This is a genomic window from Metasolibacillus sp. FSL K6-0083, assembly GCF_038630865.1.
Taxonomy (GTDB): domain Bacteria; phylum Bacillota; class Bacilli; order Bacillales_A; family Planococcaceae; genus Metasolibacillus; species Metasolibacillus fluoroglycofenilyticus.
The window spans coordinates 446,206-470,485 of the sequence record NZ_CP152046.1; the positions used below are offsets into that span (position 1 = coordinate 446,206).

Consider the following 24,280-nt stretch of genomic DNA (forward strand, 5'->3'; position numbering starts at 1 on the left):
ATATTAAATAATTACTAAATTCGCGTGCTCCTACAGTAGTTATGTCGCAGTAGGAGTATCTCCAAATGACCTTTTAGAAGCCCTCACCACTAACCCTCGTGTTTCTCCCGTTTTCAAAGAAAGCGCTATTTTGCCAAAATAGCAGCAATGCATGGTTTTTGGACGCCTCCTAATTGGGACATTTGTATCTAGTTTTGCATAGCATAAGGCGAGCTTATATTTTAGAGGAGGCTAAAAAGTGTATTATAACGGCTATTATTATGCACAAACACCGATGCAGCAATATCCGTACCATCCAATGATGCCGCAACATCCTATGCAGCCGAACAACCCGTGGCACTGGCCGCATGATGACAGCACGTCAATGCGAGATTATGGTAGGCATCCGTATGTAGTTAACTTGCGCAATGCCACAATACAAAATCAGGCATTTCGTAGAGCGATTTGGACGGGAAAGCATTTGCAAACGACGTTGATGAATATTCGTGTTGGCGAGGATATCGGCATGGAGCGTCATTCAGCAACAGACCAATTGCTCTATATTGAGGAAGGGCAAGGCTTCGTTCGAATAGGCGACCGTAGAGATTATTTTGAGGTAGAGCGGGCTGTAAATGCAGGGGATGCGATTTTTGTACCTGCTGGAAAATGGCATAATGTCATTAATATTGGGCGACAGCCATTAAAGCTGTTTTCGATTTATGCTCCACCTGACCACCCATTTGGTACAGTGGAAAAGCGGAAAAAATGAATCCTTTAAGCACACTTCCACGTAGAATATAGATAAAGGAAGGTGCTTGCTATGGAAAAAATAATCCAACTGTTCGAACAAAATTACAAAGAAATTGAAAAATTTGCAGGATGGTCTGTAGGGAAACCGGTTGTTTTGTTAATGGCATCATACTACACGGTGAGACAACAAGAAGTTAATATCGCCGAATTAGAGGAAGCTGTTAGCGCAATAAAAAAAGAAACAGGCTTCTTTTCCACATTGCGCACAAATCTTTTAGTGCAGTATATTTATGCAATGCATATTGCAGGCGAGCCAGACAAAAAGGAAGCAATTAATGAATTATTAAGCAATACGGAGATTTTACGCAAAGCAAAGTTCTCAAACACATCTTATACAACGATTGCAGCGCTATTTTTAACAAGTGAATTTAAAGAACAACAAGCACAGCGGGCACAGATAGTTTATCGTGAAATGCGGAAAAGACATAAATTCTTAACTTCTTATGACGATGTGCCAGTGGCTGTATTATTTGCGCTAGATGATGTAGATATTGAGCTGCGTACAAATACGATGCGCCGTTATTATGATGAGCTAAAGGAAGCAAAATTTTCACAAGGAAACGAACTTCAGGCATTGTCGCAAATTTTAACAATGCCAAGTATTGAGTATAATGAACAATTCGTACCTTACATCATTGCAATCAAACAGCAATTAGAACAGGCAAAAATTAAGGTGCGACCAGCCCTTTATATTTCAATAGGATTTTTAGCATTGACACAAATTAACGATAAACAGCTTCAGCAATTGATTGAGCTCTATGAAATGTTTAAAAGTCAAAAATATTTAAAATGGTACAAAGATCAAGCATTCGCCATTGCAGTACAGCAATATTTACCAATTCGTACACTTGAGGCAAACGAATTATTATCTGTTGTTTCGATTGAATTGCTTATTTCAATGCAATATGCGATTATGGCAGCAACAACTGCAGTAGCGGTTAGTTCAAGCAGTAGCGGTGATTAGGAGATAACGGGGCTGTCCAAAAAGGCAGCTCCTTCTTTTAATGCAATAGAAAGATTAAAACACTTACGAAACGTCCGGAAAGCAGTGCTTTCGCACATTTTTTTGGACGCCTCCTTAAGAATAGCTGTTCGCATTTCAACATTTTGCGTATAATAGAGAAAAGGAGGTGTGGTGAATGGCAAGTCGTGTTATTGTACATATTGATATGAACTGTTTTTATGCTTCTGTTGAACAAGTTTTTGAGCCTAGCTTAAAGGGCAAGCCAATTGCGATTGCGGGAAATCCGAAAGAGCGTCGAGGGATTATTATTACTTGCTCCTATGAGGCGCGTGCCTTTGGTGTGAAAACGACGATGACAGTGCATGAGGCGAAAAAACTTTGCCCGCAACTTATTATTCTACCACCGAATTTTGAGCGTTATCGCCACGCCTCTAAAAAGTTTTTCCAGCTATTACGTGAATATACAGAGCTTGTTGAACCTGTTTCAATCGATGAAAGCTATATTGATATTAGCGACTTATGCATGAAGCGCCATGCGATGGAAATTGTCCGAGAAATTCAGCAACGTATATATACAGAGTTGAATCTTCCTTGTTCACTTGGCGTTGCGCCAAATAAATTTTTAGCAAAAACAGCTTCTGATATGAAAAAGCCAATGGGCATTACCGTTTTACGCAAGCGTGATATTTCTGAAAAGCTTTGGCCATTATCTGTTATTGCGATGCACGGTGTTGGTAAAAAAACAGCGAATAAGCTTGCGACAATTGGGATTACAACAATTGAACAGTTGGCAAAGGTGGAGGGGTATAAAATTCGGCAGCTACTCGGTGTTAACGGAGAGCGCTTAAAGGCACGAGCAAATGGAGAGGATAATCGAGAAGTTAATCCAGATTCAATTTATGATACAAAAAGCGTCGGCAATTCTACTACATTACCGCGTGATGAAACGAATTATGAAGCTTTACAAGCAATTATCAAAAAACTTAGCTCAAAAGTGGCGCAGCGCTTAAAAGCGAAGCGGCTTGCAGGAACAACCGTGACCATTTATATTCGAGATGCAGATTGGCATAATCAAACACGAAGTAAGTCAGTGAAAAACGCTATTGCCAGTGAAGCAGATATTTTCGAAATAGCATGGGCGCTATTTATGAAGCATTGGGATGAAGCTCCTGTTCGTTTACTAGGAGTGACAGTATCCAATGTTGCTGACCAACAACATGTCACACAGCAGCTCGGCCTATTTGATTATGAGGAGCAAATTAAAGATGAGCCGATTGTCGAATTAGTGCAGCAGCTTGAGCGTAAATTCGGTAAAGGAGCAATTAAGCGAGGTGTGGTAGCACCAGCACAAGGGAAGTATCAAGCAAATACGAGCTTTAGTAAAGATTTTTTGGATGATTTTGATTCGATAGAGCCGAAATCTTCAAAAAGACCTTCAAATTAACACCAATATGACGAAAGGAGGGAATAATTTGAAACTGCATTTTTTAGGAACAGGTGCAGGTATGCCCTCAAAAGAACGCAATACGAGTTCGATTGCCATGAAGTTACTTGAAGAACGAGGGACAATATGGCTATTTGATTGTGGAGAGGCAACACAGCATCAAATCCTCCACACGACAATTAAACCACGTAAAATAGAAAAAATATTTATTACCCATTTACACGGGGACCATATTTTCGGTTTACCAGGATTATTAAGCTCCCGTTCTTTTTTAGGTGGCGAAGATGCATTAACGATCTACGGTCCAGTAGGCTTAAAAAATTGGATTGAAACAACGCTTGCACTTACTACAACCCATTTGAGCTATCCTATAAAATATGTAGAAGTGACAGAAGGCATTATTTTCGAGGATGAGCAATTTATTGTGCGTGCGATGCTGTTAGCACATGTTATTCCTTGTTACGGCTATCGAATTGAACAAAAACCGTTACTTGGTGAATTATTAGTAGAAAAAGCGCTCACACTTGGCGTACCGAAAGGCCCTTTACTTGGCAAGCTAAAGCAAGGAGAGAATATAGTGCTAGCAAGTGGAGAAACAGTTTATAGCATGGATGTTACTTCACCAGCAAAGGAAGGCTTTATTGTCACAATTTTAGGGGATACAAAGCTTTGTGACAATGCGATTCACCTAGCAGAAGGGGCGGATATTGTCGTGCATGAAGCTACATTCGATGCTGAAACGAAGCATTTAGCCGCGAACTATGGACACGCAACGAATGTCGAGGCGGCAACAGTTGCTAAAAAAGCTAAGGCTAAAAATTTAATCTTAAACCATATTAGTGCTCGCTTTTTGCCAAATGATTTGGCAAAGTTGCTACAACAAGCCCGTGAAGTATTTCCTACAACGTATATGGCGAATGATGGTACCCAAATCGAATTGAAAAACAAGGAATTAGTATAATATAAGAAAAGGGCGTGGAATAGATGAACCAACCAAAAATGAATCCAGCAGTGTTACGTCTGCTTGTCATTTTTCCAAATGTTTTAAGCTACATATTGTTATTTGGTATTGTCGTTTTTATTGCGACGAATTTTACTGCATTGCGTGAGACAGGTGCGTTAATGACGTGGGTTACTATTGGCTGTGTGCTTGCACCAATGGCAGGCTATACGACATATTCAATCGTTAAACGAATTCGTGCGGGCGTTTTATAATGCTGTGAAAGAGTCTGTCTGTTAAGTCGTTTTGAAACGGCTCTTTGCGCTCATGGAACAGAAGCACAAATTTTTGGCAAATAGTGAATGCAGAAGTAGGGCTGTTCGAAAAATATCTTTTTGAACAGCCCCTTCTTTATTTCAATCACTCAGCCTTTGGATAATCCTCTTGTTTCCAAACATGTGTAGCACGAAGTTGCTCATCTGTCAGCATGAAGTAAACCTTGCTTACCTGATTGTCAAATTCTGCACCACGATCGTTAGATGTGGCGTCAACATGCCGCCATTTGCCATCAATCTTCACTAAATTCCACATATGCCTTGTATCATTTGCAATAGCGCTTTTCAGCTCACCGTAAACTAGTTTTGCTTCAAGCCCCGCTTCAACTAATAACATATGCATGGCGGACGCATAGGCTTGACAAACGCCACTACCATAGAGGAAAAAGCCTGCTGGTGAGTGGTCTGTTACAAGCTCGTCATACTCAAAATTATAATCCATGCCTTCAATAATCGCACGATGAATCGCTTCTAATTTCTCTCGTTCCGACATACCTTCAAGTTGTAAAGAGGCGAGTAGAGCATCTCGCTTCGGTAAAATGCTTGCCATTTCAATTTTATTCGTTGTAAAGCGTGAAAATAAGTCAAGGAATATACCTTGCTCTATCGGAATGACCGCAAATTCATAGTAAAATAATGTGCCGCCAATCATATCATGATTAATTTTCAATTGTTGAAGAAGCCTTTCTACGTCCTCAGGTGAAAGGTTTTGCCCCTTATAAATCAGCCCGATATTTTGATCAAATTGAGTGAGTTGTGCAGCTAAGACCTTTTCTAACTCCTCAGGAGAAGTCGCAGTGAAAAGTTCACCATACACTTTGCGCACGAAATGTTTATCCTGCAAAAGCTCATCCAATGATGGCTCATCAGCAATAACTTCATCCGTAATTGTAGCCTCTTCTACTATCTTTGTTGTGGAGGTACAGCCTACAAGCATGAACAACACCACAAATAGCCAGCTTTTTCTCACCATCCACGTTTATAAACTGCTACAGTTGGCTCTAATGTAACATCTAGCTGCTGGGCTGCACGATACGGGAAGTATGGGTCACGCAATAGTTCACGTCCAATAAAAATTAAATCAGCACTTCCATCCTGCACGACTTGCTCAGCCTCTTGTCCCGTTGTAATCAGGCCAACCGCCCCAACCGCAACATTCGCACCAATTTTAATCGTTTTAGCAAAAGGCACTTGATAAAGTGGATATGCTGAAATTGTCGCAGGTACAACAGCACCAGATGAAACATCAATTAAATTGACATTTTGTGTAACCATCCAGCGTGCAAATTGAATGAAATCTTCTGGCACTAGACCGCCTTCTGTATATTCATTTGCTGATACACGTACAAATAATGGTCCATCCCATTTTACACGAATGGCATCGATAATATTGCGCAGTAGACGGTAGCGGTTTTCAGCATTACCACCATATTCGTCTGTTCTTTTATTTGTCAATGGTGATAAAAACGTATTAACTAAATAGCCGTGTGCCGCATGAATTTCTAAAATATCAAAGCCAGCCTGCTGCGCACGAATAGCTGCATCAGCAAAAGCCTGAACAACCGCTTTGATATCTGCCAACGTCATTTCTTCTGGTGTGCGATAATTTTCATTGAAGGCAAGTGCTGAAGGTGCTACAATACGTCCGTCGACCGTCGATTTGCGGCCAGCATGTGCAAGCTGAACTCCTGCCTTTGCGCCATATGCGTGTACCTGTTCAACAATTTTTTTCTGACCTTCAATATGATAATCATCCCAAATCCCCAAATCATTAGATGAAATGCGCCCTTCAGGTAAAACGGCTGTGGCTTCGGTAATAATTAAGCCAACGCCCCCAACTGCGCGTGAACCGTAATGTGTTAAATGAAATGGTTGTACCTCGCCATCGCTATTCGCTTCGTACGTACACATAGGTGCCATCACGATGCGATTTCTCAAAGTTACGTCTTGCACTGTATAACTTTCAAAAAGTTTTACCACAAAAATACCTCCTAAATCCCTTGAGCTAACTCTCTAGAGCGAGCTTCTGCACTTTTCACACAAGCGGCTATTGCAGCTGTCACCTCATGCTGTTCAAGTGCGCGTAGGCCCGCCTCTGTTGTGCCACCAGGGCTTGTTACTTTATGTCGAAGCACTGCTGGCTCCTCATTACCAGTTTGCAACATTGCGGCAGAGCCTGCAAGTGTTTGCACCATTAATGAACGTACCACATCCTGCTGTAAGCCAACCTCAGCAGCTACCTTTTCAAAAGCTTCAAGTAAATAGTAGATGTAAGCAGGGCCGCTACCTGAAAAGGCTGTTACTGCATGCAACTGATCTTCCTCGACCTCAACAACTGTGCCGATTGCCTGAAGCATCGTCAAGCAAGTAGTACGCAACTGTTCATCGACAAGCTCATTAAAAGCGATGCCACTCGCTGACATGCCAATCGTGGCAGAGGTATTAGGCATTGTACGTGCGATAGGGCGGTCTCCTAAAAAGTTTCGAATCGTTTCAATCGCAATACCTGCCAACACTGAAATGACAGCCGTCTGTTTGTTTAAAAATGGGGCAATCGCAAGCATCGCTTCTTTTGCATCTTTTGGCTTCATTGCAAGTACGATACAATCCATCTCACTTAGCATCTCTCTATTCGGCAAAATTTGCACACCATATGCCTGCTGTAGTATTTCTAGACGTTCTTGATCGGATTTATTGGTAATAAATAAATGCTCTTTTGCCACGCAACTTTTATCAATCCAGCCTTTAATAATGGCTTCAGCCATAGAACCTGCACCAATAAATACGATTTTTTTCATCATAATCTCCTCCTTGATAATTTGCTGAATCAAAATAAAAAGCGTTTTCGTCCTTAAAAATTAAGGACGAAAACGCTATCGTTTCCGCGGTACCACCTTAGTTCACATTAGAAATGTGCGACTTCTCCCTTTTAACGTAAAGGCAAACGGTTATGTTTTGCATAACGAGCTCGAAAGTAGGTTCAATAAATAAAGCGGGGATGCTACTTGCACCAGATGTAGCACTCTCTTAACACCATTCATTTATTTACTTGGCTTTGTCAACGCTGTAATATTTAGAATACTCAAATTATATGAAGGTCTAATGGGAATGTCAACCTTTTAACGTGACGAATCACTCAAAAGGATGTAAAATGTAATGAATAGCTATTCATTTTTGGAGGAATTATTAATGAACATACATAAAATTGTACTACCAACACCGTATGCAATTGGCGATGTTAATGCATTTTTAGTGAAGGGGGATGCATTAACGCTATTTGACGCAGGACCTAAAACAAAGCCAGCCTATGAAGCGTTGGCACATGGAATCCATGAGCAGGGCTATAGCATGGATGATATTGAGCAAGTTGTATTAACGCATCATCACCCAGACCATGCGGGGTGGGTAGATGCTTTTCCAAAGGCGGATGTGTTAGGTCATCGTTATGTTGATTATTGGATGCGACAATCAGCTGATTTTTTACATTATCGAGAGACATTTTATCGGGAGCAGCTTGAGCAGGAGAATGTTCCCCAAGAAGATATTGACCGTATACTTGATGCAAGAGAGGAATTAGAGCTATTCGGTACTCGTCCGCTAACTCGATTTTTAAAAGATGGAGATGAAGTACCTGGGCATCCAGGCTTGGTTGCCTATGAAACATTAGGGCATGCACAAAGCCATTTCATTTTTGTCGAAGAGCATACAGGGGAGGCAATTGGTGGAGATTTGCTACTTGAAAAAGTATCAAGCAATCCATTAGTAGAGCCCCCAGTTGACCTAAAAGGGGAGAGACCAAAATCACTGCTACAATATAATGCATCATTAAAGAGATTGCAGAAAATGGATATTTCAAAGCTTTATACGGGACATGGCGACGCTGTCACAGCGATTAAACCGCTTGTGGCAGAGCGTCTTACAAGGCAGCATGACCGTGCAATGCATGTTTTACAGCTAATGGCGCAGCATAACAATGTCTATGATTTGACGAAGGCACTATTTGGAAAAACATATGTTAAACAACCCGGTTTAACTTTATCCGAAACATTAGGGCAACTTGATTATTTAGTCGCAGAAGGCTATGCGCGCAGTGAAATGCAAAATGGGGTTGAGATTTATATGCCTGCGTAAAGAGGGGCTTATGATATATATGAAAAAGGGGGTTTTGTCTAGAAATCGCATATTAAGGGGGATTTTTGCTTCTTCTCTTTCATTTTGGAGAAACACCGATAAACCCTGTGTTTCTAGCATTTTAAAAAGAAAGCTCTCTATTTTTAGAGGAGCAAACATTTTGCCGAAACACCATCATCAGCGTCCAAAATGCCGGCTATGCACGGCTTTTTGGACGCCCTCTTTTTTTAGTGAATTAAACAGCCATTGCAGGGCCGAAGAATTCGTAATTTACGTTTTCCTCTGGCACATTTAAGTCACGTAAAATGCTGATAACATGCGACATAAATGGTGCTGGTCCACATAGATATACTTTGCTATCGTCTTTTAATAATTTTGCAAGTTGCTCTTTTGTGATAAAGCCCTCTGAATCAGAGTAAAGTGCTTTGTAAGTTCCGCCGATTTCTTCTACTTTTGCAGAAATCGTTTCTGTGAATGCAGCTACCTCTTTATTACGTGCACATTGTAGGAATGTTACATCGCGTTCTTCAATTGTTTGTAGCATGCTGTTAAGCGGAGTTACACCGATACCGCCACTTACAAATAATACTGGTGCTTCGCTATTATCTAATGTGAATACGCCGGCTGGTGCACTTACATCAATCTCTGTGCCTTGCTCATAACCTGTGTGTAAATAGTTTGATACAATTCCTTTTGGATCGTTTTCATGCTTTACAGAAATGCGATACTCATTTTGATTATTTGCTTCAGAAACAGTATATTGACGGTTCATTAAATATTTTTGGCCAGGAATTGACATGCGAACTGTAATATATTGACCCGCTTTATATGCTGGTAATGGCTGCCCATCAACTGGTGCTAAATAGAAAGAAGTTACTAAATCGCTTTCCTTTTCTGTGCGTACAATTTTAAATGGTTTAAATAAACGCCAGCCACCATTTTCTTCTGCTTCTTTAAATAAATCCTCTTCCACTTGGATGAAAATATCTGCGATAACGCCGTAAGCTTGAGCCCATGCATTAATAATTTCATCTGTTGCTGCGTCACCTAATACTTCTTTGATTGCCTCTAATAAATGTTTACCAACGATTGGATAATGCTCTGGTAAAACACCTAGACTTCGGTGCTTATGAGCAATTTGAATCACTGTTGGTACAATTGCTTGTAAATTATCGATATGCATTGCTGCTGCCAACACAGTATTTGCTAAGGCTGTTTGTTGACGACCTTGCTCTTGATTTGAATGGTTGAAAATATTTAGTAGCTCTGGATTTGCTGCGAACATATTTTTGTAGAACGTTTTCGTAATTGTCACACCGTATTCTTGAAGTGCTGGAACCGTTGCTTTAATCGTATCAATTGTTTGTTGTTGTAACATATAAGTCACGTCCTTTTCTTGTTATAAGCTCAATATAAAGGCTAATAACCTTTAAAGCAATATATAAAATACATGTTTAACAAAACGGACACAAATGTAGTATTTGAAATACATCTTTTAGACACAATGTATTTCACAAGCAAACAATGCGCCTGAATGATATACTAATGATGAAGAAAGTTGGTGAAAAAGTGCGCTTAACCGTATATACAGATTATTCGTTACGTGTGCTTATTTATTTAGGTGTACGTGGACAAGACCATTTAGCGACGATACAAGAAATTGCAGATGCTTATCAAATTTCCAAAAATCATTTAATGAAAGTAACATACGATCTTGGGCAGCACGGCTTTATCGAAACAATTCGTGGACGGGGTGGCGGAATTCGTTTGGCAATGGCGCCAGAGGAAATTAATATCGGCACAGTAATAAGAAAAACAGAGGAAGATTTCCATCTTGTCGAATGTTTCAGCTCAGAAAACAATTTATGTAAGATTTCAGCCGAATGCCAATTGAAAAATGCGCTAAATGAAGCATTGAAGGCATACTTAGCTGTATTAGACCAATATCATATTGCAGATTTTATACATTCTAAAGAAGCAATGCTGAAACTGCTTGGCATTGAGGGGACCGTCTGAAAATTCATTTTGAGGCGGTCTCTTTGCAACTTAGGCAGGAGTAAATATCTGAATAATAAAACCTTTTCAGACGGTCATTTTACAATAGAGAGGATAAAATATGCGCAAAAAAACAATTTTAATCACTGGTGCAACGAGCGGTCTCGGCTTGCAAATGACCAAGCTTTGCCTGACAAAAGGCTATGAGGTATACGCAACGGGGCGCAGCAAAATCGCATTGAATACGTTAAGCAACTTAGGTGCGAAAGCTGTGCAGGCTGATTTACGTAGCCTTGCACAAATCGATACATTAATAGAGCAGTTACCTCCTATTGATGTTGCAATCATTAATGCAGGTGTTGGTATATTCGAAAATGCGACCGCATTAACAGATGAGCAAATTGAGATAATGCTTGATGTCAATGTCAAAGCCCCCATTTTTCTTGCAAAACGGCTTGCGCTAAAAATGAAGGAGCAGGGCTCAGGGCATTTCCTATTTATTAGCTCACAGGCAGGAAAGGTAGCGACGAGAAAGGCTAGCGTCTATGCCGCGACAAAACATGCCATAACAGGCTTTATCGATGGCTTTCGTCAAGAGGTAGCACCATATCATATTAAAGTAACAGGAATATTCCCCGGTCCAATTGATACGCCATTTTTGCAAAAGGCAGATGCAACGGGCTCCTACCGCAAGTCCATCGCCAGCATCTTGCTAACACCTGAAGAAGTAGCGATTGCCACTGTGAAAGCAATTGAGCGACCTGTACGCTCCATTGATTTACCGCGTATTATGGGTTTAACAAGTAAGTTATATTTAATAGCGCCTGCACTCGTAGAAAAGCTCGGAAGTCGTTTCTTTAATAAAAAATAAAATTTATAAAAATACACTTGTTTTTATATTTATCACGTGTTAATATTCATGTATAAACTTTTATATAAATGCATAAAAATACGAGTAAATTATCGGGGGCAATAAATTATGGCAAATAAAAAAGTAGTTTTAGCGTATTCAGGTGGCCTAGATACATCAGTAGCTATTCCATGGTTAAAGGAGCAGGGCTGGGATGTTATCGCAGTTTGTCTTGATGTCGGCGAAGGCAAAGACCTAGAATTTATTAAGAATAAAGCATTGCAAGTTGGTGCGGTTGAATCATATATGGTAGATGCAAAGGATGAGTTTGCAGAGGAATATGCACTTATTTCATTACAGGCACATACTTGGTACGAGCAAAAATATCCATTAGTATCTGCTTTATCACGCCCATTAATTTCGAAAAAGCTGGTAGAAATTGCCAACCAAACAGGCGCAGATGCAGTAGCACATGGCTGTACAGGGAAGGGCAATGACCAAGTGCGTTTTGAGGTTTCTATTAAGGCATTAAATCCTGATTTACAAGTTCTTGCACCTGTGCGTGAATGGGGCTGGAGCCGTGATGAGGAAATCGAATACGCAATGAAGCATAATGTGCCGATTCCTGCGACACTTGATTCACCATTTTCAATTGACCAAAACTTATGGGGACGTGCGAATGAAGCAGGGGTAATGGAAGACCCGTGGGTAGCGCCACCAGAAGAAGCATATGGCTTAACAAAGGCAATCGAAAACACACCGGATACAGCGGAAGTTGTTGAAATTGAATTTGTTGCTGGTAAGCCTGTTGCATTAAATGGTGAAGAAATGAAGCTTGCGGATTTAATTCAAACATTAAATGCAATTGCTGGTGAGCACGGTGTTGGCCGAATCGACCACGTAGAAAACCGCCTAGTTGGTATTAAATCACGTGAAGTATATGAAATTCCAGGTGCAAAAGTGCTATTAACTGCACATAAAGAGCTTGAAGACTTAACATTAGTGAAAGAAATGGCACACTTCAAGCCGGTTATTGAGAAAAAACTATCAGAACTTATTTATGATGGACTGTGGTTCTCTCCACTCCGTCCAGCATTAGAAGCATTCCTAAAAGAAACACAGCAATATGTAAACGGTACAGTGCGTGTCAAATTATTTAAAGGGCATGCGATTGTCGAAGGACGTAAATCGCCAAACTCTTTATACAATGAAAAGCTTGCAACATACTCAAAAGAGGATATGTTCAACCATGCTTCAGCTGTCGGCTTTATCGAACTATGGGGACTACCAACTGTTGTAGCAGCAGATGTACTGAAAAAGTAATGGCGCAAGGAGCCGATTGAAAAGTCAATTTGAGACGTGCTCCATTTGATTTTTAGTGAGTATTTAATACAGAAGCTAGCGCTGTCCGAAAAGGTACTCCTTTTTGGACAGCCACTTCTATTTTTCGATTGAGGTGTTTTGATTATGACAAAATTATGGGGTGGACGCTTTCAAAAGTCCGCAGAAGCATGGGTGGATGAGTTTGGTGCGTCAATTGGCTTTGACCAACAGTTAGTAATGGAAGATATAGAAGGTAGTAAAGCACATGTAACAATGCTAGGTATTCAAGGCATTTTACCGCAAGCAGATGTCGCGCTTATTTTAGACGGCTTACAGCAGCTACTAGTAAAAGCAGAGGCGGGCGAGCTACAATTCACGGTGGCAAATGAGGATATTCATCTAAACTTAGAAAAAATGCTGATCGATTTAATCGGCCCTGTTGGTGGCAAGTTACATACAGGGCGCTCACGTAACGACCAAGTTGCAACAGATATGCATTTGTTTTTGAAGAAGCGCGTTGCTGAAGTCATTGGTTTAATTGAGAATTTCCAAAAAACGCTATTACAGCAGGCGGAGCAGCATGTTGAAACAATTGCACCGGGCTATACCCATTTACAGCGTGCGCAGCCAATTTCCTTTGCCCATCATTTAATGGCCTATTTTTGGATGTTAGAGCGTGACAAACAGCGCTATACGGAATCATTAAAGCGCATTGATATTTCACCGCTTGGTGCAGGCGCGATGGCAGGCACAACCTTCCCAATTGACCGCCTCAAATCAGCGGAGTTGCTTGGCTTTGCAGATGTATACGCTAACTCAATGGACGCGGTAAGTGACCGTGATTTCATCGTAGAATTTCTAGCAAATTCATCGCTGTTAATGGCACATTTATCTCGTTTCGCAGAGGAAATCATTCTTTGGTCAACGGATGAATTTAAGTTTATCGAGCTAGACGACGCCTTTTCAACAGGCTCATCGATTATGCCACAAAAGAAAAACCCTGATATGGCGGAGCTTATTCGTGGAAAATCAGGCCGCGTTTACGGCAATTTAATGGGACTACTAACAGTATTGAAGGGCACACCGCTAACATACAACAAGGATATGCAAGAGGACAAAGAAGGTATGTTCGACACAGTGCATACGGTTTTAGGTGCATTGAAAATTTTCGAGGGCATGGTGGCCACAATGTCTGTCAACACAGAACGTCTGCACAGCGCGGTGCATAGCGACTTCTCAAACGCCACAGAGCTGGCTGATTATTTAGCTGCTAAAGGCATGCCATTCCGCGAAGCGCATGAAGTAACAGGCAAGCTTGTCTTCACATGTATTCAGCGTGGTATTTATTTGCTCGACTTGCCACTAGCAGATATGCAGGAGGAAAGCACTTTAATTGAAGAAGACATTTATGCAGTGCTTGCACCAGAGGCAGCAGTGCGCCGCCGTAACTCACTCGGTGGCACAGGCTTCGAGCAAGTGAAAATACAATTAGAAAAAGCAAAGCTATGTTTAGCATAAGAATGGCTCACCTCGGTGAGCTTTTTTATGTCGTATGAGCGAATTTATGAAATTTACGAGCGAATTGAGTTGTTTTATGAGCGAATTTACATGTTTTATGAGCGAATTTATCTATCATATGAGCGAATCATGACCTTCGCACTGTGTCATAGTAAGAATCTGCTCAGGAATTTCATAGTAACTAGATTTTCCATCCCCTATAATTGGGAAAAAACGCAATAACCGCTTTGCCGCATGTCTAGAAGGAATGTCGCATAACTGACAAAACTGCTGATTCGTGATTTTCGTATCCATTAGCAAACGAAAATCATTTAAGGCTTGGAAATGGGCGTACTTATCCTGCATATTGCAGCGCAAACAAATAAATTTGCCATGCACAAAGCGCATTTTAGCAGAACATCTTTTACAAAACACACCTTGCTTTAGTTGAGCTAATGTGAAAGTAAGCGGCTCTTTTTTAGAGTAATGTAAAGCCAAAAGCTGCGCATAAACTTCATCTAAATCAAGCAATGGCTCATTGTACTGTAAAAGTTTTTTCTCAATAAAGCTATGCACATAATCAGCATGAAAAATAGGAATGGGAGCAGGTTTGCTCGAAATGATAGCGCGACGATTGGCAATAATGACAGCGCCGTTAATCGGGATAGTGGGGAATAAAGAAGAGAGCACGCGCATATGACGAGTGAGCTGTTCTATAGGATTTGGAAAGCGCTCAATGATACCGTCGTTACGTGTTCGCAGTAGCTGAGAAGCGACCATGTCGAAATGTAAATGACCTACCATATTTTTTACTTCAAAGCACAGAATCAACGAGGGGAAAATCACTAAAAAATCTATTTCATGGCGATGCTGCACCGCGCTATAGAAAGATAAATTACGAATGGTTCGGTGCGGCGTAGTAAGCTCCTGTAAAAAGAACTGCACCTCATCCTCCCCGATAGCACCAGCTCGGGCCATTGCAAGCTGCTCTGCCAAATACAAATAATCAGGATGCTGCTCATCCAATCTTCTAGCTATTGCTTCAAGTTGTTGCAGCCTCAAACAAAATCACCTCCATTAAAAAATTATAATACAAAATGCTATTTATTTCTTTTAATATTTTAACATTTCCTTTATATTCACTTACAGGCATTCAAAATCAATTTCTTCCATTGAAATACAATGTAATCTAGGCTAATATGACCTTGTACATTAATTTATTAATGAAAACCAATGATAAATATTAATTTTACCTTGTTTTTCAGCGTCACTCTCTTTAAAGGGAGAGTGGATTGAAATTTCATGGTTGGCTAAAATATCCACCTTTTAGAATCCTCTTTATCAGAAATAAATCACTTTGAATAAAGCCAGTCAATTAAACTATAGCAATTAATCCAATATTAACTATTCGTATATATTTCAAAATCAAATATTTAAGCCAAAACCCGAAAAACCTTCACATTTATAGAGTTTTTCGGGCTTTTTATGTAGTTTTTGTTGGGATGGAACCTAATATCGAATAGCAGAGTCTTATACTATAAAATTTTGTATTTCGATATATTTTTATCGATAAACGATAAATGAGGTGTTTATTATGAAAAGACAGACGACTTTCTTGAAAGCAACTTTACTTGTTTTAGCATTGCCTGTGCTAGGACTTTCTGTTATTGGTTTCCCGATGCTTTTAATGAATATTACGAAAAATGACTGGCAGCTTGCATGGGTAATGTATGGCATTGTGGCACTTCTCTATGGAACAGCTGTTGCCTATTTTTTAGCACTTTATCAAGCATTGAAGCTATTAAACTACATTAACCACAATGTTGCGTTTTCCTCTGCATCTGTGACGGCATTGAAAAAAATCAAATGGAACGCCTTTACAATTACCTTCCTATACGTAATAAGTATGCCATTACTTTATATGATTGCCGAATACGACGACGCACCTGGTATTATCATAATTGGCGTAGCACTTGGTGGAGCAGCATTTGTTGTTGGTGTTTTCGCAACGCTACTTCAATATCTATTAACAAGCGCCATTGATATGAAAACAGAAAATGATTTAACGGTTTGAGGTGAAGAAAGTTGGCAATTATTATTGAACTTGATGTTATGTTAGCTAAAAGAAAAATGACCGTCACGGAGCTATCAGAAAAAGTAGGCATTACGATGGCGAATCTTTCTATTTTAAAGACAGGCAAGGCGAAAGCCATTCGCTTTTCAACATTAGAAGCGATTTGCAAAGCATTGGATTGTCAGCCCGGTGATATTTTACTTTATGAAGAGGACAATGATAATGAAGCATAAATTACAACAGCTATTTTATTTTGGACGAGAGCAAGCATTATCCTGCCTTTTTCCAGTCGTTATTTTCGCTTCACTTGCATTAACTAAGTTTATTCCATTACCAATTTTAGCGAGGTACGACTGGCTACTCCTCATCTGCCTCGCAATGCAATGGTGGATGCTGCGCGCTGGACTCGAAACAAAAGATGAGCTTAAAGTTATCACATTATTTCATTTCATCGGGCTTGCACTCGAAATTTTTAAAGTACATATGGGCTCTTGGGCATATCCAGAACAAGGCTTTTTTAAAATTTTCGGCGTGCCACTCTATAGCGGTTTTATGTATGCGAGTGTTGCTAGTTATTTATGTCAAGCGTGGCGGCGCCTACATATAGAACTCATTTATTGGCCGTCGTTTTTCGCAGTTGTACCACTTGCTAGCGCTATTTATTTGAATTTTTTCTGGCATCATTTTTGGATTGATATACGTTGGTGGCTAGGACTTTTAGTGATTATTGTATTTTGGCGCTCATCTGTAAACTATAAAATCAACGGCGTTAACTACCGTATGCCAATCGTGTTATCCTTTGCGCTCATTGGCTTCTTTATCTGGATTGCTGAAAACATCGCTACTTTTTTCGGGGCATGGCAATATCCAAACCAAACACATGCTTGGAGTATTGTTCATTTAGGAAAAATAAGTTCTTGGTTGCTCTTAGTTATTGTAAGCTTTTTGATTGTGGCAGAGTTGAAGCGAGTGAAGGAAGATAACAATTAATAAAAACTACCGGCAGTATTTCAATATGTGAACCAACTTAATGAGATAACATAAAACATTTAAAATAAGTATGTAAGTTCAAATGTTAGTTTAGATACTTACGTTGATTATGCTTTTATCAACTCACATTGATATTAATCAAGGATTGGATGCTAAGAAAAACTTTCACTGGGGAAGAAACTTAATTCTATAGCATAATCACAAGTGCGAATGTGAAGCGAACATGATTTTCCTGAGGGATTCGCACCTTTATTTTCTTAAAATCATCCCCCAACATAGTAATTTCATAGTATAATATTACCTATATGAAAGTCTTTATAGTGAAAATAATTTATATTTAATAATTATTCATTAATTTTCGCAGTCTCTTTCTGTATTGAAAGAGTGGATTGAAATTAAAATCGAGGTCCAAGTATCTGCGCCAAGGGTGTCTCTTTCTGTATTGAAAGAGTGGATTGAAATACCGTTGCCCTGAATCAGCTCTGCAAGTGCTGGTCTCTTTCTGTATTGAAAGAGTGGATTGAAATCTCTTCTTCTGTTGCAGTCTTGTCTGTAACTGTTGTCTCTTTCTGTATTGAAAGAGTGGATTGAAATTTTAAAGCGACTACTAACTAAATTTTTTTTGAGGTCTCTTTCTGTATTGAAAGAGTGGATTGAAATGTCTTCTGTTAAATCATTATAAAATTGCATATTGTCTCTTTCTGTATTGAAAGAGTGGATTGAAATCTGTTATAGATGGGCGATATGTAACTAAAGAGGAAGTCTCTTTCTGTATTGAAAGAGTGGATTGAAATCCAGAACTCTGTAGCCTGTCTATCATTTTCAGGGTCTCTTTCTGTATTGAAAGAGTGGATTGAAATCCCCAAAATTAAACATGCTTTACACGTCCTTTTGTCTCTTTCTGTATTGAAAGAGTGGATTGAAATTAACCCCTCTAGCTCTCTCTCTAAGCCATTTATGTCTCTTTCTGTATTGAAAGAGTGGATTGAAATGACAATATCGAAAGTATTTAATTGCCAATCTTCCGTCTCTTTCTGTATTGAAAGAGTGGATTGAAATCTGCACTATGGAATGAGTTTAAACAGCATTTTAGTCTCTTTCTGTATTGAAAGAGTGGATTGAAATTACATAGCTTTCCTTCGCATCTAAACAGACTTTCCGTCTCTTTCTGTATTGAAAGAGTGGATTGAAATAACTTTCATTCCGACAACAGGAATTGTCGGCTGTACCGTCTCTTTCTGTATTGAAAGAGTGGATTGAAATTTTTTGGATTTTGCCATTGCAATTTAACCTCATGTCTCTTTCTGTATTGAAAGAGTGGATTGAAATACCGATGTTAACACCGAATCCACGCATTACTCGGTCTCTTTCTGTATTGAAAGAGTGGATTGAAATATCACGAGGTGTGGTTGCGTTATCAATCTCCCCGTCTCTTTCTGTATTGAAAGAGTGGATTGAAATTGCAAACTGTTGCTGCGCTCTCTCAGTCAACGCGTCTCTTTCTGTATTGAAAGAGTGGATTGAAATACGTTCGGTATTACCTTTTGAATAAACTAGTTTCCCGTCTCTTTCTGTATTGAAAGAGTGGATTGAAATACCAACGGCTCTGTAATAATCTCATTCGCCACTGTCTCTTTCTGTATTGAAAGAGTGGATTGAAATCCACCAAATGCAACGGACTGAAAGCTATTAAAAGTCTCTTTCTGTATTGAAAGAGTGGATTGAAATATTTTCCAAATGAAAATTGTCTGTCCTGACTGCGGTCTCTTTCTGTATTGAAAGAGTGGATTGAAATTTAACAGAATACGTCTTGAACTTCAGGAGGTGAAGGTCTCTTTCTGTATTGAAAGAGTGGATTGAAATAAGGACGGCATGAATAACATCGCTGCTAATAAAGTCTCTTTCTGTATTGAAAGAGTGGATTGAAATTTTTTACAAAGTAACCAATGGTGTAGTGGATAAGTCGTCTCTTTCTGTATTGAAAGAGTGGATTGAAATTCTAAGTCTTGCATTGTCCAATACTCGCCGCTTGTCTCTCTCTATATTGAAAGAGTGGATTGAAATTCAACGGCGTGAATCTAGTAATGTGTTGGCTGAAGTCTCTCTGTAAAGAGAGTGTGAATTGAAATGCCGTCTGCTTGTGACTGGGACGGCTTTTTAGTTTCTCTGTATTGAAATTCTATATAGCCTCTACTATAGATTAAACAAACTCGTTCTTCTTCTTGCACAGAGAAGGTAAAATAACCAAGCTCAGCTTCTTTTTCTTATTTCCTCCATACTTTTATGTAACTTTTTAGGAAGGTGTACGTCTAAGTTAGAAAGGAGGGCTGATAATGAAGTGGTTAGTATTTGTGGTGGCTTGTAGTTGTGTGCTTGTGGGATGTGCGGCGCAGCAAGGGGTCATTTCGAATAGTGGGTATGACTTTTTTGCGGAGGATGTTGTTTCAAAGACGCGAAATGGTATTGATAATATTGAGCGTTTTTATGCATTTTTTGCAAATGTGCAGAGCGGAGAGTATGACCAAGTGAGAATTGTTGAGCATACTATCGAGGGTGACCCGATTTATGTGGATGTTCGGCACAGCAATGATGAAATCAATGTGAAAATTGATTATTCAGAGGATACATATGGCAATGGGGAAGTTATCAAAGCGACTTGTAATCAGCTCAACGCGATTGAGGTGGGCAGTCGGACGGATTATTATGTAAGTGATTGCTCGGATGATGAGCAGTATATTATTTTTTCAGATTATTAAATGCGATTAGAACAAATAAGTAAAGCCTAAACAGGAGCGCCCCAAAAGCAATGCATACTTTTGGGGCGTTTTTTGTGGTGTTTCATCAAAGAAATCACTAGATAAAATAAAAAATAGTTACTTTGGAAATGGTGTAACAACAGGCTCCAGTGGCCTTTCTTTGAATTTGAAATAAGAAAGAAGCGAATTTTTCGCCATCCGGAGGAGAAGCTTGATTTTTATAATAAGTAAATTAGTTAGCTGCTAATCTTGTTTTTAAATCCTCAATAAATCCATGTGTATCGTCAACTTTGATTGCAATTTGATGGTAATGCTTTTCGAAGCCAAATGGTAGAACGACAGAAACAGGGTTTTTGCAATATATTATGACACTCGGTTTTACAGCTTCAAAATCCTTGGCGATAAATTGTGCCATATCCTTCGGCAGTTTTTCTTCAAATTGACTAGCATCCGTAACAATTTCTGTAATTTGCGTTAACGGTATTGCGGCACGTTTCATAATGCCGAGCGATAAATAAAGCGTATCGTTGCGAATTATTGTTGGATTTAAGCGTACAGCCTGTAAGTCTGCAAGGAGGAATAGCACCGAGTACACATTGAAAATAAGTAAAATAAACGACAATACAGGATATTTACTATGTAGCCACCAATGGATGCCTAATGTTTCAAGGATGATAGCATGAATCATCATTGCTTGGAAGGCGATATAGCTCGTTTTTTTATGCAATGTATAGCCGCTCGTTATTTTTTTACGCCAGCAAAATAATGCATAGTAAAACATAAGTAGCTCTGAGCATAGCACGTGAATTAGTGGATGACGCTTCACATGCTGGTCAACTGCTTGTGGAAAAGAAAATATTAATGGTGCGTTGCTCAAACGTGTCGATTGCATAATTTTCGGCAAATAAATAATAAATGAGCTAATGAGCAAGAGCTCAATTGCTATTATGATGAGCTCTGCGCCAATACCGAGCCATGTAATACTTGAAAATGGTGCAAGAATCGCCTGTGGAATAATGAAGCGAGCGAGTACACAGCCGATAGCCATTAAAGCGATAAACAATTTCAGGCTATAATGCTTTTTGGCTAGAATGAAAATAAGCGGTGCAACAATGATTAAATCAATTAATGAGCCTATAACAACACTGTTTGGCTCAAGCATAACGATGGCATGCCCGAACGATGTACTATAGAGCGTAACATTACTCAATACAATTAATGCAAAAAATAGCCATAGCCAGTTTTGCTTTGTTTGCCAAAATGTCATATACAACAGCTCCTTAATGAACGTTATCACTATTATATTTCACTTATTTATTAATTGAAACGAGCAAATTTGCCAAAAATAGCACATATTCAGATATTTTTTGAAAATTAATTATGCTATAGTAATGGCAAGGTTTTTTTCATAGTAAATTCTAATGTTAAAAGGGTGAGAGAATGGCTTATTTTCCAGCGTTATTAAATATTGATTATAAAAAAGTCGTCATTGTTGGTGGAGGAAAGGTAGCAACACAAAAAGTACGGGCATTATTACCAACGAAAGCAATCATACATATTATTAGTCCAAATCTTACGGAGGAGCTACTGACGTATGCCCAAAATGGGTATGTGAGATGGCATGAAAAGATGTTTGAGGTAAATGATTTAGAAGATGCGGTGCTCATTTTTGCAGCGACGGATAATGAAAAGGTTAACGATGCTATTGAAGAGGCAACAGAGCAGTGGCAGCATTTGTCGCGAGCAGATGCGAAGGGACGAGTAGATTTTATTAATCCAGCCGTTATAAGACGCGGTGATTTGGTCTTAACAGTTTCTACTTCAGGTGCTAGCCCGAGTCTTACAAAAAAACTGAAGGTAGAATTGGAGCAGCAGTTTGATGATTCCTATGCACAGTATATCGAGTTTTTAAAGCATTGCCGAAAGCAAATTTTAAGCAATATCGAGGATGCCTCAGCAAAGCGTGATGCATTAAAGGAAACGCTGCGACCAGAAGTGTTGGAATGGCTAACAGCAGGAGATAAAGCGCGATGCGAGGCATTTTTACAAAGTTTATTAAACGATAAAAAGTAAAAGGGGCTGTCCAAAGCCGTGCATAGCCGGCATTTTGGACAGTAGCGATGATGTTTCACAAAATGTTGATTCATTTAAACAGAAAACGCCTCTTTTAAAAATGTGATGAACATTGATTTTAGCAGTGTACTCCTTCAGTAAAAGTGAGGCGATGAAAACATTTATTTCAATGCGGTGTAAAAAATGGATTTTTTTGGCAACCCATTTTACATCAGTTTACTGCGAATATCGCTTATAAGCGTTTAGCTAAATAATAATTGTAGGAAAAAATAACGGTTATAAACAAAATAATATAGGTGGTTGGCAATGTAATATAAGCGCGTAATATCTCTACATCAGTCATTTTCTTTGTCAGCTTCACCCATGTCATAAAGCATGGGGTAAAAATAATGGCAACAAATAGCGTTAAATAAGCCATTTGTGCAGCATTTCCGAAAAGTTGAATAAGCAATAACCCTGCAAGATGTAAAAAGATAACGATGCTAGCCATAATAAGAAATTTAGTAGGTAGTTGTTTAAAGGAAATCCAAAATCCGCCAAATAAAAGTGCGGCTACGAATAATGCAAATGCAAAAGGTCTCATAATTAATCGCTCCTTAATATGGAATCACAACGCCGATACGAACAGTATGTACGCTGTTTTGCTGTAAATAAGGTAAAAGCTCCTCTTGCTTACCGGTTAGAACAACACCAGCAATGAGCCAATCCTTAGGCGCTTCTTTCCCAATTATGCCGCGTACTACATCGACAGGGTATCCATCCCTATAATTCAACTGTGCGATATAAGCTTCAGCCGATTCAATAGGGTTATTAGTTATTGTTTTATGATGTAAAATCGGGAAGCCGTATGCGCGAGTATCATTGACCTCGCTTATATCCATTGGAAACATCGCATTGTCAGGTAATTTTTCCAGCTCTTTTTTGGCTTCTTCCATTTCATCATATAGGCCTTCATCAATTAACCAAGCCCATTGTGCTGTGGGAAACTGCTCCCACATATCCAGCAAAGGTAGCTGCTCCTTAAAAGAAACTGCTACTTCAATATTATAATAGCCTGGTAAATCTGCGATATAGTCGAAATCATTTTTATCGGTTGGCTCTGTTGGCATATGGAATGCAATGGTGCGTTGGCCATGAGAATAAACCGGAGAACCATTTAAAGCAACGGCATTCCCTGTTTGTAGAGCTGTTTTGGCCCCTAAAATCGTATAAAAATAATCGCGAGAGTCCCAATTAATAATATGCGGTCCAACTTGTTTATAAAGCTTTGATGATGTTTTAGTTGCCACTAGGAAATTATCATAGCTCACAGCATTTATATCAATGTTTGCCCCTTGAACATAAAGCTCTGTCGAAAGCTCATTTAACTGCGTATCAATTCGCTTGTTCATAAAATAAATACTTGCTACAAGCACTCCCCATAATAAAACAATAATTAGAACTGTAACGATAATTGAAATGAGTATTGTTTTTTTCAATGATTTACGCTTTGCTGTTTTCACAAGGCTTGAAAAATCAGCATCCCGTTCAAAAATTGATTTTTCCTCCATTGTATACCTCCTGTAATCGTAGTTTTAATTTGCTTTTTGCCCGCGCTAGCTGCGTTTTCACTGTTTTATCTGTTGTGTTAAATAGCGTAGCAATATCTTTTAATGAGAGGTCAGCACTATATTTTAGTAAAATAAGCTGTGCCTCCTTATCGGATAAGGTAGCGAGCTGGGCAATAATTTCTTGCTGAAGCTCCTGTTGTATTACAACGATTTCTGGTGTGCTATGCTCTAGTAAATCGTCTAGTTGAAATGAAATAATGTATTTTTGCTGTGATTTTGACTTTTTTATTAGGTCATAATATTTGTGAATCGCTACTTTATACAGCCAAGCACTTGCATCATTCGGGGAGATGCCATCAATATATTGAATAAATTGAATCGCTGTTTCTTGTACGATATCTTCTGCGTCCTCTTTCCTAGCTCCCATTGTCAGTAATGTTTTATAAATTGCGAGCAGCTTTTCCTGCAATTGTTTATTATATAACTCATCCATATCGCCCCTCCTGTCTGTATAACGATTGAATGCTGAAAAAGTAAACAAAAAAACAACTATCTAAAAAAGTTTAGAT

24 protein-coding genes, 1 CRISPR repeat array and 1 other annotated feature are annotated in these 24,280 nt (G+C 39.2%); of the genes, 15 read left to right on the plus strand and 9 right to left on the minus strand.

The genetic code is table 11. The annotated features are described in order from the left end of the window. Positions 1-238: 238 nt before the first annotated feature. The 5 genes from MHB51_RS02040 to MHB51_RS02060 all read left to right on the plus strand — a co-directional run bounded on the left by MHB51_RS02040 (position 239) and on the right by MHB51_RS02060 (position 4,412). Positions 239-748: a cupin domain-containing protein gene (locus MHB51_RS02040; RefSeq protein ID WP_342472331.1), complete on the plus strand. Its 510-nt coding sequence runs from the start codon at positions 239-241 to the stop codon at positions 746-748. 51 nt (positions 749-799) lie between these two features. After that, positions 800-1,753, plus strand: a complete 954-nt coding sequence (locus MHB51_RS02045) for a DUF4003 family protein (RefSeq protein ID WP_342472332.1) — start codon at positions 800-802, stop codon at positions 1,751-1,753. A 175-nt stretch (positions 1,754-1,928) separates the two neighbouring features. Continuing rightward, positions 1,929-3,197: a DNA polymerase IV gene (locus MHB51_RS02050; protein ID WP_066162780.1), complete on the plus strand. Its 1,269-nt coding sequence runs from the start codon at positions 1,929-1,931 to the stop codon at positions 3,195-3,197. Between the two features lie 28 nt (positions 3,198-3,225). Beyond that, on the plus strand, positions 3,226-4,158 hold the full coding sequence (gene rnz, locus MHB51_RS02055) for a ribonuclease Z (RefSeq protein WP_342472333.1): 933 nt from the start codon (positions 3,226-3,228) through the stop codon (positions 4,156-4,158). Between the two features lie 23 nt (positions 4,159-4,181). Beyond that, complete coding sequence (locus tag MHB51_RS02060; protein ID WP_066162786.1) at positions 4,182-4,412, plus strand: acyl-phosphate glycerol 3-phosphate acyltransferase; 231 nt, start codon at positions 4,182-4,184, stop codon at positions 4,410-4,412. Positions 4,413-4,557: 145 nt separating this feature from the next. Here the strand turns inward: MHB51_RS02060 and MHB51_RS02065 are convergent, their stop codons facing one another. Genes MHB51_RS02065 through proC form a run of 3 tightly spaced genes read right to left on the minus strand, consistent with a single transcriptional unit; the run spans position 4,558 to position 7,270 of the window. Next, positions 4,558-5,445, minus strand: coding sequence for a transglutaminase-like domain-containing protein (locus MHB51_RS02065; protein WP_066162789.1), 888 nt, complete (start codon positions 5,443-5,445; stop codon positions 4,558-4,560). Beyond that, positions 5,439-6,452: an NADPH dehydrogenase NamA gene (gene namA, locus MHB51_RS02070; RefSeq protein WP_342558865.1), complete on the minus strand. Its 1,014-nt coding sequence runs from the start codon at positions 6,450-6,452 to the stop codon at positions 5,439-5,441. Before namA ends, MHB51_RS02065 begins: the two co-directional genes overlap by 7 nt. 11 nt (positions 6,453-6,463) lie before the next feature. Next, positions 6,464-7,270, minus strand: a complete 807-nt coding sequence (gene proC, locus MHB51_RS02075; RefSeq protein WP_066162795.1) for a pyrroline-5-carboxylate reductase — start codon at positions 7,268-7,270, stop codon at positions 6,464-6,466. A gap of 59 nt (positions 7,271-7,329) precedes the next feature. Further along, positions 7,330-7,543: a binding site (T-box leader), on the minus strand. Between the two features lie 118 nt (positions 7,544-7,661). Between proC and MHB51_RS02080 the strand changes: the two genes are divergently transcribed. Continuing rightward, positions 7,662-8,603: an MBL fold metallo-hydrolase gene (locus MHB51_RS02080; protein WP_342558866.1), complete on the plus strand. Its 942-nt coding sequence runs from the start codon at positions 7,662-7,664 to the stop codon at positions 8,601-8,603. Between the two features lie 235 nt (positions 8,604-8,838). On the opposite strand, the gene hmpA is transcribed toward MHB51_RS02080, so the two are convergent. After that, a complete protein-coding gene (hmpA, locus tag MHB51_RS02085; protein ID WP_066162798.1) occupies positions 8,839-9,981 on the minus strand; it encodes an NO-inducible flavohemoprotein in 1,143 nt (380 codons plus the stop codon). Positions 9,982-10,172: 191 nt separating this feature from the next. Between hmpA and MHB51_RS02090 the strand changes: the two genes are divergently transcribed. The 4 genes from MHB51_RS02090 (at position 10,173) to argH (ending at position 14,289) form a co-directional block, all read left to right on the plus strand. After that, on the plus strand, positions 10,173-10,619 hold the full coding sequence (locus tag MHB51_RS02090) for an Rrf2 family transcriptional regulator (RefSeq protein WP_107943099.1): 447 nt from the start codon (positions 10,173-10,175) through the stop codon (positions 10,617-10,619). 100 nt (positions 10,620-10,719) lie between these two features. Further along, positions 10,720-11,469 carry an SDR family NAD(P)-dependent oxidoreductase gene (locus MHB51_RS02095; RefSeq protein ID WP_342558867.1) on the plus strand — a complete coding sequence of 250 codons (750 nt, stop codon included), beginning with the start codon at positions 10,720-10,722 and terminating at the stop codon, positions 11,467-11,469. Between the two features lie 108 nt (positions 11,470-11,577). Next, positions 11,578-12,771, plus strand: coding sequence for an argininosuccinate synthase (locus tag MHB51_RS02100; protein ID WP_066162806.1), 1,194 nt, complete (start codon positions 11,578-11,580; stop codon positions 12,769-12,771). A gap of 144 nt (positions 12,772-12,915) precedes the next feature. Beyond that, positions 12,916-14,289 carry an argininosuccinate lyase gene (gene argH, locus MHB51_RS02105; protein ID WP_342472337.1) on the plus strand — a complete coding sequence of 458 codons (1,374 nt, stop codon included), beginning with the start codon at positions 12,916-12,918 and terminating at the stop codon, positions 14,287-14,289. Positions 14,290-14,403: 114 nt separating this feature from the next. Here the strand turns inward: argH and MHB51_RS02110 are convergent, their stop codons facing one another. Next, positions 14,404-15,330 (minus strand): nuclease-related domain-containing protein, encoded by a 927-nt coding sequence (locus MHB51_RS02110; protein ID WP_342558868.1) that lies wholly within the window; start codon positions 15,328-15,330, stop codon positions 14,404-14,406. A gap of 532 nt (positions 15,331-15,862) precedes the next feature. Here MHB51_RS02110 and MHB51_RS02115 point away from each other — a divergent pair. From MHB51_RS02115 to MHB51_RS02130, 4 genes are all read left to right on the plus strand, one after another. After that, positions 15,863-16,342 (plus strand): DUF2975 domain-containing protein, encoded by a 480-nt coding sequence (locus tag MHB51_RS02115; RefSeq protein WP_342558869.1) that lies wholly within the window; start codon positions 15,863-15,865, stop codon positions 16,340-16,342. Positions 16,343-16,353: 11 nt separating this feature from the next. Then, the gene (locus tag MHB51_RS02120; protein WP_066162820.1) at positions 16,354-16,575 is read left to right on the plus strand and encodes a helix-turn-helix transcriptional regulator; all 222 of its coding nucleotides are present in this window, start codon (positions 16,354-16,356) and stop codon (positions 16,573-16,575) included. Beyond that, on the plus strand, positions 16,565-17,332 hold the full coding sequence (locus MHB51_RS02125; RefSeq protein WP_342558870.1) for a DUF817 domain-containing protein: 768 nt from the start codon (positions 16,565-16,567) through the stop codon (positions 17,330-17,332). The genes MHB51_RS02120 and MHB51_RS02125 overlap by 11 nt, the downstream gene beginning before the upstream one ends. A 363-nt stretch (positions 17,333-17,695) precedes the next feature. Beyond that, a CRISPR array of direct repeats spans positions 17,696-19,461; the repeat unit is 33 nt; unit sequence GTCTCTTTCTGTATTGAAAGAGTGGATTGAAAT. Positions 19,462-19,665: 204 nt separating this feature from the next. Continuing rightward, the gene (locus tag MHB51_RS02130) at positions 19,666-20,088 is read left to right on the plus strand and encodes a DUF4362 domain-containing protein (RefSeq protein ID WP_066162825.1); all 423 of its coding nucleotides are present in this window, start codon (positions 19,666-19,668) and stop codon (positions 20,086-20,088) included. 232 nt (positions 20,089-20,320) lie between these two features. On the opposite strand, the gene MHB51_RS02135 is transcribed toward MHB51_RS02130, so the two are convergent. Then, entirely contained in the window at positions 20,321-21,355 is a 1,035-nt protein-coding gene (locus MHB51_RS02135; RefSeq protein ID WP_342558871.1) for a beta-carotene 15,15'-monooxygenase, read from the minus strand. A gap of 173 nt (positions 21,356-21,528) precedes the next feature. On the opposite strand from MHB51_RS02135, the gene MHB51_RS02140 reads away from it, so the two are divergent. Beyond that, complete coding sequence (locus MHB51_RS02140) at positions 21,529-22,161, plus strand: NAD(P)-dependent oxidoreductase (protein WP_342558872.1); 633 nt, start codon at positions 21,529-21,531, stop codon at positions 22,159-22,161. A 232-nt stretch (positions 22,162-22,393) separates the two neighbouring features. Here the strand turns inward: MHB51_RS02140 and MHB51_RS02145 are convergent, their stop codons facing one another. From MHB51_RS02145 to MHB51_RS02155, 3 genes are read right to left on the minus strand one after another with little or no spacing between them, the layout of a single operon-like run. Continuing rightward, positions 22,394-22,744, minus strand: a complete 351-nt coding sequence (locus MHB51_RS02145; protein WP_066162834.1) for a hypothetical protein — start codon at positions 22,742-22,744, stop codon at positions 22,394-22,396. Between the two features lie 13 nt (positions 22,745-22,757). Next, a complete protein-coding gene (locus MHB51_RS02150; protein ID WP_342472344.1) occupies positions 22,758-23,711 on the minus strand; it encodes a hypothetical protein in 954 nt (317 codons plus the stop codon). Continuing rightward, positions 23,689-24,204, minus strand: coding sequence for a sigma-70 family RNA polymerase sigma factor (locus MHB51_RS02155; RefSeq protein ID WP_342558873.1), 516 nt, complete (start codon positions 24,202-24,204; stop codon positions 23,689-23,691). Before MHB51_RS02155 ends, MHB51_RS02150 begins: the two co-directional genes overlap by 23 nt. Positions 24,205-24,280: the final 76 nt, after the last annotated feature.